The sequence below is a fragment of the Prosthecobacter debontii genome (assembly GCF_900167535.1).
GTDB lineage: Bacteria > Verrucomicrobiota > Verrucomicrobiia > Verrucomicrobiales > Verrucomicrobiaceae > Prosthecobacter > Prosthecobacter debontii.
On record NZ_FUYE01000038.1, the window covers coordinates 1 to 5,467 of the forward strand.

Genomic DNA, 5,467 nt, shown 5'->3' on the forward strand with positions numbered 1-5,467 from the left:
GTGTTGTTGAAAAACTCCACCTGGTTGCCTTGGCCATCGCCATCGAAATCGCCCGCAGCGCCATTGGGGCCCGGGAAGCTGGTTGTCGCATCGTGACGAGTCATCGGCTTTGCCGATGACTGCCCAGCTCGTGCACAAGGCGCGGTTGGATGAGGCGTTGCAGGCCCGAGCTGCGTTGCACTTTGTCACGCTCACGAACGTCGTTTGAGCAGCAACCACAGAAGGCCAGTTGCCGCCACGATCAACACCACGATGATGCTCCACGGCGTTGATGAAGTCGGTTCCTCGCTCGGTGCCTGTGTGGTGGGCGTTGCACCGTCGGGTTTCTTTGGTGATGATGGCTGCACAACGACGACGGGTGTTGATGCGGGCTTTTCAAGCGCCTCGTTGCTCGGGGTTTCCTTTGGTGTTTCACCTTTCAAGATCGCAACCAATCGCTTGCCTCGTTGGCGTCGTTCGAGCGTGAGGTTCGTCTTTAGAAGCGCCGCAAGATGCTCGTCCGGCGCATGATTGTCGGTTTGATAGCGGAGCAATACAAAGCCCACGACGGATTCAGGCAGGGTGCCGTTGAGTGTGCGTTCGATGATCTGTGGCATCAGATCAAAACGCAACGACGCTTCCGCCGCTACTGGATATGATAGCCTCCAATCGCTTGCACCTTCCCAATCATTCAAACCAGCAGGCATTTGCAGGCTCATTACTGCGATTGCCGCATCTGAAGACTGTTGTGTCTTGTGCATCTTCAACAGGAGCACCGCTGCTGCAATGCGAGAGTCGCGCTGGGCTGATGGGCTGCTTGCCACTGCAATGAGTTCATGCTCAGCAGCAGTGCTGAACTTCTCAATCTGTTCTTTGAGGACTGCCTCTCGGTTAATGCCAGCAAGCGACTGTTCTCGTGAAGGTGTCTGAGCCACTAGACATTGAGCTAGAAGCACAACGATGAGGGTGATTGTGTGCGGAGTGTTCATGACGAATGCTCTATGGATGGTTGCCAAGGGGAACATGACCGCCTTGAAGCTCGTTAGAGCCACCAGGTGACAGGTTCCAAGCGCCGTTTGAGTTGCTGATGTCTCCTCTCATTCGCCAGTTCTGAAAGTTTGCGCAGCGCGAGCCTTCAACCGTTCCGTTCTGATTCTGGAATGCCTGTCCGTCGAATCTCACCCGCACAAACTCACGGAAGTTTCCGCGCTTCACAATGCGCTCCCACGGTGCAGGCAAGAAGGGAATGGCAGGATTATCGAGCGAGTAAATGTGATCGTTGGTCGGGGTGTTGTCTTCGTCTGCGGAGTGATTGTCATCATTGGGTTCATCAGGATTGGTGGGGAATGCTCCCGCCTGACCTGCTAGCCATCCTTGATTGTCTTTGCCCCAGTATGCAGTTTCACGCTGCCGTGACACATCAAACTTAATGCCTGGCTCACTCCCAACGCCTGTGGGCTTCACTTTGAACTCGAAGCCAATCGAATACGAGAACTGCGCTTTTCCTGGGCTTGCATTAAAGATGCCGAACTTTGAGTCATGCGCGTTTTGGAATGTTCCTTTGGCGGTAGCATCATCAAGATTCCCCGGAACTGCGTTGCCCGCCGTGATGATAGGATTGGCACCTGGATCAACCCAGATGGCAGTTGCCTTTACCTTGTCTGTGCCGTCTTGGAGTGCGCCTTGTGCGGGTTGGTATCCTTCCCAAATCTCAATGTCTCGCACTGCACCGCTTGCGGCAGTGGCTTCAACCCAAATGGTCTTGTTCATTCCTCCTGCGGGGATGTCGAACAACACAGCTCCATTGCCATCAAGTGCGATGGGCTTGTTCTTCTTCTCCTTGTCCTCCCAGAACTTCACGCTGCCGCTTTTAACGGTGAGCTTCACCTTGCCAGTGAGTCCGGCGTAGCCACCGACATATAGCTTCATCAGGTCTTTTTCACCGGGCACATCGTTGTCGTCCTTGTCGATGGTGCCGTCTCCGTCGGTGTCGTTGAGGTTGGCGACGGTGAAAGCTCCAACACCTGTTTTATCAGCCACTTCAGTAGCGGCGTCCTGACCGTTCCAAATCTTTAAGTCAATGGGCACCATCCGCGTGCTCACATACCGTTGGCCACCCCAAGCCAGCTCTGGCGGCATGAGGCGTTCATCGGCAGGGATTTCGGCGGAAAGTTTGCCGTTTTTGGGGATCTCGAAGACGGAGGTTCCGATCACGACTCTCTGAGGCTCCAGCGGCACCGTGGCGGTGGTTCGGACTCTATGGCAGGTGAGCTTATAGCCTTGAGGCAGGTTGACATTGGACTTGAGCCTCATGCGCCCCTTCCGCCATCCGTAAGACCGAGAAGACGGTTCGCCTGTTTCAGCGGAAACCTGAACAGAGGCACTCTGATCGTCAAGATAGGGGTAGGCCGAATCCAGCGGATAGCTCAAGAGCGACTGATTGGAAAATTTGGCCATCCTTTTCAGAGCCGACAAGGTGGGAACTTCGTCGCCAAATAACTCGTCCAGATAGCCCCCGCCATTCTGATAGAGAGAGGCAGAATAAGGCTCGAAGGTTTCCTCGGTGAAATTCCAGTGTTCGATGTAATTCACACCGATATCCGCGAAATCCAACGACAGTTGGAAGTCTTCGGGATTGGGCGTGTTCGGATCGGTAGGGGGACGCATGCCGGAGTCTGCATTCGACACATTGCCAGGGGTGTTGTTGAAAAACTCCACCTGGTTGCCTTGGCCATCGCCATCGAAATCACCCGCAGCGCCATTGGGGCCGAGGGCATCGTTGGGATCGAGGCTACGCGCCCCCGCCACACCCGGCTTTTTCGAGATCTCCGAAGGCGAAGAAACCCTCCTCTCCGCCGCCGCAGCCTTCGCCGAAACTCCCCAGCTCGAAACCGAACAGGTGCAGACTCTCCAAGAAACCGATCCCCATTGGCAACGGTGGACCCTGCTCCTCCTCACCGTGCTGCTCGCGAGTTGGTGTTGGAGCACCCGACCTCTGACTTCTCCAGCCCCTCTCGTGGTTCACCGATGAACGTCTGACGGTTGCGGTGTTACGGAAAGCCGCAAGAGGCACCCCATCGCATGGGGTGTGACAAAGCAGTCGTTTGCACCCGGACTTGCTGGCCGACGCAACAGCTCCAGCGGAGCGACGCACGAACCCGGCAAGCCAATTCACTTCCGCTTCTTGAACAACACCCACAGCAGGCCAAGCGCTGCCGCGATCACCAGCCACCACGTTGGCAAAGCTAGTTCTTCAACCGCTATTGATGTTGAGAGCTTCTGCTCGGTTGCCTCCGGTGTCGTTCGTTGTCCGCTTGGCAGCGGCTTCGATGCTGGTGCTGCATGTTCGCTGCTATCTGGCGAAGACGGCTGATTTGCTCTGAGCAGGGACAACGCCGCTTGTGGAGTAAAGGCAGTGTTCTTAGCAGCGCGTTCCTTGTCTTCTGGGCGGAAGAAGCAGCCGTTAGCATCTAGCTTCCACTCAATCACATCGGCCCATTTCACATCTGGCTTCGTGAGATAATCGGCCAGCAGGATTGCTTGCAGCTTGGGCAGTTGGCTTGGGTCAGATGGGCGGAGTTTGGCTGCTTCTGACTCGCTGGCATATGTCAGAGTTTTCTTTATCTCAGGGAAGGTGAACACAAAGCGATAAACAGGATAGGATTTCTCCTCGCTCGCCTGTTCCCGTTCACGCTCAGGGGCGGCTAGATAAACAAGAGATGTCAGGTTTGCTTCGGCGCTGGGCCAAACACTGTCGGCTGGCAGTCGGATTGACCTTCCGTATGGCCGCATTGTTCCATCGTGTTTCACATCAAAGACTGTCCATTCTGCGACATTCTTGGCAGCAATGAGCGATGATGTGACGAACTGCTCAGGGACACCATCGCCCGTAACGTCCATCGCCAAGCGCAAAACATAGCCGCCGTTGCCGTTCGTCTCCCATGTCCACCCTCCTGCATTTGGATCGGCTGCGATTTTGGATACGATTGGTTTCAGGTAATCAGTGATTCCACTGACCTGTTGTGCAAGGCCTATCGAAGGCCACGCAAAAAGCGCGACCCAAAGAGCTATTCGACTTCTTGGCATACTCTATCGACGTAGTTGAATGGTTGGATGGGATCGGGTGGATCGTTGTATCGGCTCAATGCCCATTTGTTTGTTCCTGAAGCTAAGTTCTTCCAATAGCAAAAGTGACCACCGCTTTGTGGATCAATAATAAAACCAGTGGCAGCGCCATCAGGATCGGTAAAGCCAGCGGGTGCCGCACTTGCTCCGTTCCAAGCCTTCATTGTGACAGCGTTGTTCATCGTGCGGTTGGAGTTCTCCGCAAAAGTCACATTGCGAACTGTGAGGCTTGGCAAAGCCACTCCGTTTGCATTGTCTGCGTTTTTTTGCCGAGTCATCCAAGTATCGGCGCTAGTCCGTTTACTTTCCAAGATCGCCAATCCCGCCGAAGCATTCTCTTGCCAGTTCCATATTTGTTGACGCGGAATGTTGTCTGTAGAGTCAGCGGCGGTTCCGGTGACCTGGAACATTCCGTAGCCTCCTGGAGTTGTTCCACCGTCATTGCCCCAAACTGGCCGCCCAGCATGAGTCTGACGTGCAGTTCGATAGGTAGTGTCATTCGCATCCCGTGGGAGTTGCCAGAACTGGTTGTATCGAGTTCCCGCTCCATTGTAGTCCCTGGATTCAGACTTTGCTATTGCGTATGCGAACCACAACGGCCCCTGCGGCCCAGCGTTGTTGAGTGTTTCAATGTGCGTCTTTGCTCTCACGGCATCAGGATTCCTGCCGCCGATACGGAAGCGGATCGTTTGAGTTGTCAGCGCCTGATTCTGCCCGTTCATGAGCCGGTAAGTGAGCGTTGCCTCGCCGCCAAAGAAGCCGCGTTGCGTAAGTTCTGTTTGCCAGTCAGCTTCACTGTAGAGGTTCCAAGTGTCTCCATTGACCTGGGCGAAGTTTCCGTTGTCTGGTATTCTAACCCGATCTTCCGGCTGATTTCTTGCTGTGCGTTGGCCGTTTCCTCGGTCGTATTGCACCTCGATCTTCGCCTCAATTGTCATGCCCTCCCCAAGACCAGGGATTCTCAACTCCAGTTGTGGCATTCGTGGAGCAGCATCGGTCGGCGACGAGTGTGCTTCAATCCAAGCGATATTGTCGTCTGCGATCTCTTGCGCCGTGTCCCAGTTCGTAATGGTAACATCATCGCCGATATTGGCGTGGTCTTTGATATCCCTCAATTCCACGTGCATCGCCCGCGTGCTCACATACCGTTGGCCACCCCAAGCCAGTTCTGGCGGCATGAGGCGTTCATCGGCAGGGATTTCGGCGGAAAGTTTGCCGTTTTTGGGGATCTCAAAGACGGAGGTTCCGATCACGACTTTCTGAGGCTCCAGCGGCACCGTGGCGGTGGTTCGGACTCTCAGGCAGGTGAGCTTATAGCCTTGAGGCAGGTTGACATTGGACTTGAGCCTCATGCGCCCCTTCC

The 5,467-nt window shown here is 55.0% G+C and carries 4 protein-coding genes; all 4 read right to left on the reverse strand.

The window, feature by feature from the left end; genetic code table 11:
* Window positions 1–191: 191 nt before the first annotated feature.
* Entirely contained in the window at window positions 192–968 is a 777-nt protein-coding gene (locus B5D61_RS25325) for a hypothetical protein (RefSeq protein WP_139373508.1), read from the reverse strand.
* A 10-nt stretch (window positions 969–978) separates the two neighbouring features.
* Window positions 979–2,787: a hypothetical protein gene (locus B5D61_RS25330; protein ID WP_078816225.1), complete on the reverse strand. Its 1,809-nt coding sequence runs from the start codon at window positions 2,785–2,787 to the stop codon at window positions 979–981.
* Between the two features lie 363 nt (window positions 2,788–3,150).
* The gene (locus tag B5D61_RS25335; RefSeq protein WP_078816226.1) at window positions 3,151–4,065 is read right to left on the reverse strand and encodes a hypothetical protein; all 915 of its coding nucleotides are present in this window, start codon (window positions 4,063–4,065) and stop codon (window positions 3,151–3,153) included.
* Window positions 4,047–5,467, reverse strand: a 1,421-nt coding sequence (locus B5D61_RS25340) for a hypothetical protein (RefSeq protein ID WP_217699075.1), incomplete at its 5' end; no start/stop codon positions are given. The genes B5D61_RS25335 and B5D61_RS25340, both read right to left, overlap by 19 nt.

Coding starts and splice junctions, on each gene's coding strand:
- B5D61_RS25325 (WP_139373508.1), bottom strand. CDS start 968: ATGAACACTCCGCACACAATCACCCTCATCGTTGTGCTTCTAGCTCAA.
- B5D61_RS25335 (WP_078816226.1), bottom strand. CDS start 4,065: ATGCCAAGAAGTCGAATAGCTCTTTGGGTCGCGCTTTTTGCGTGGCCT.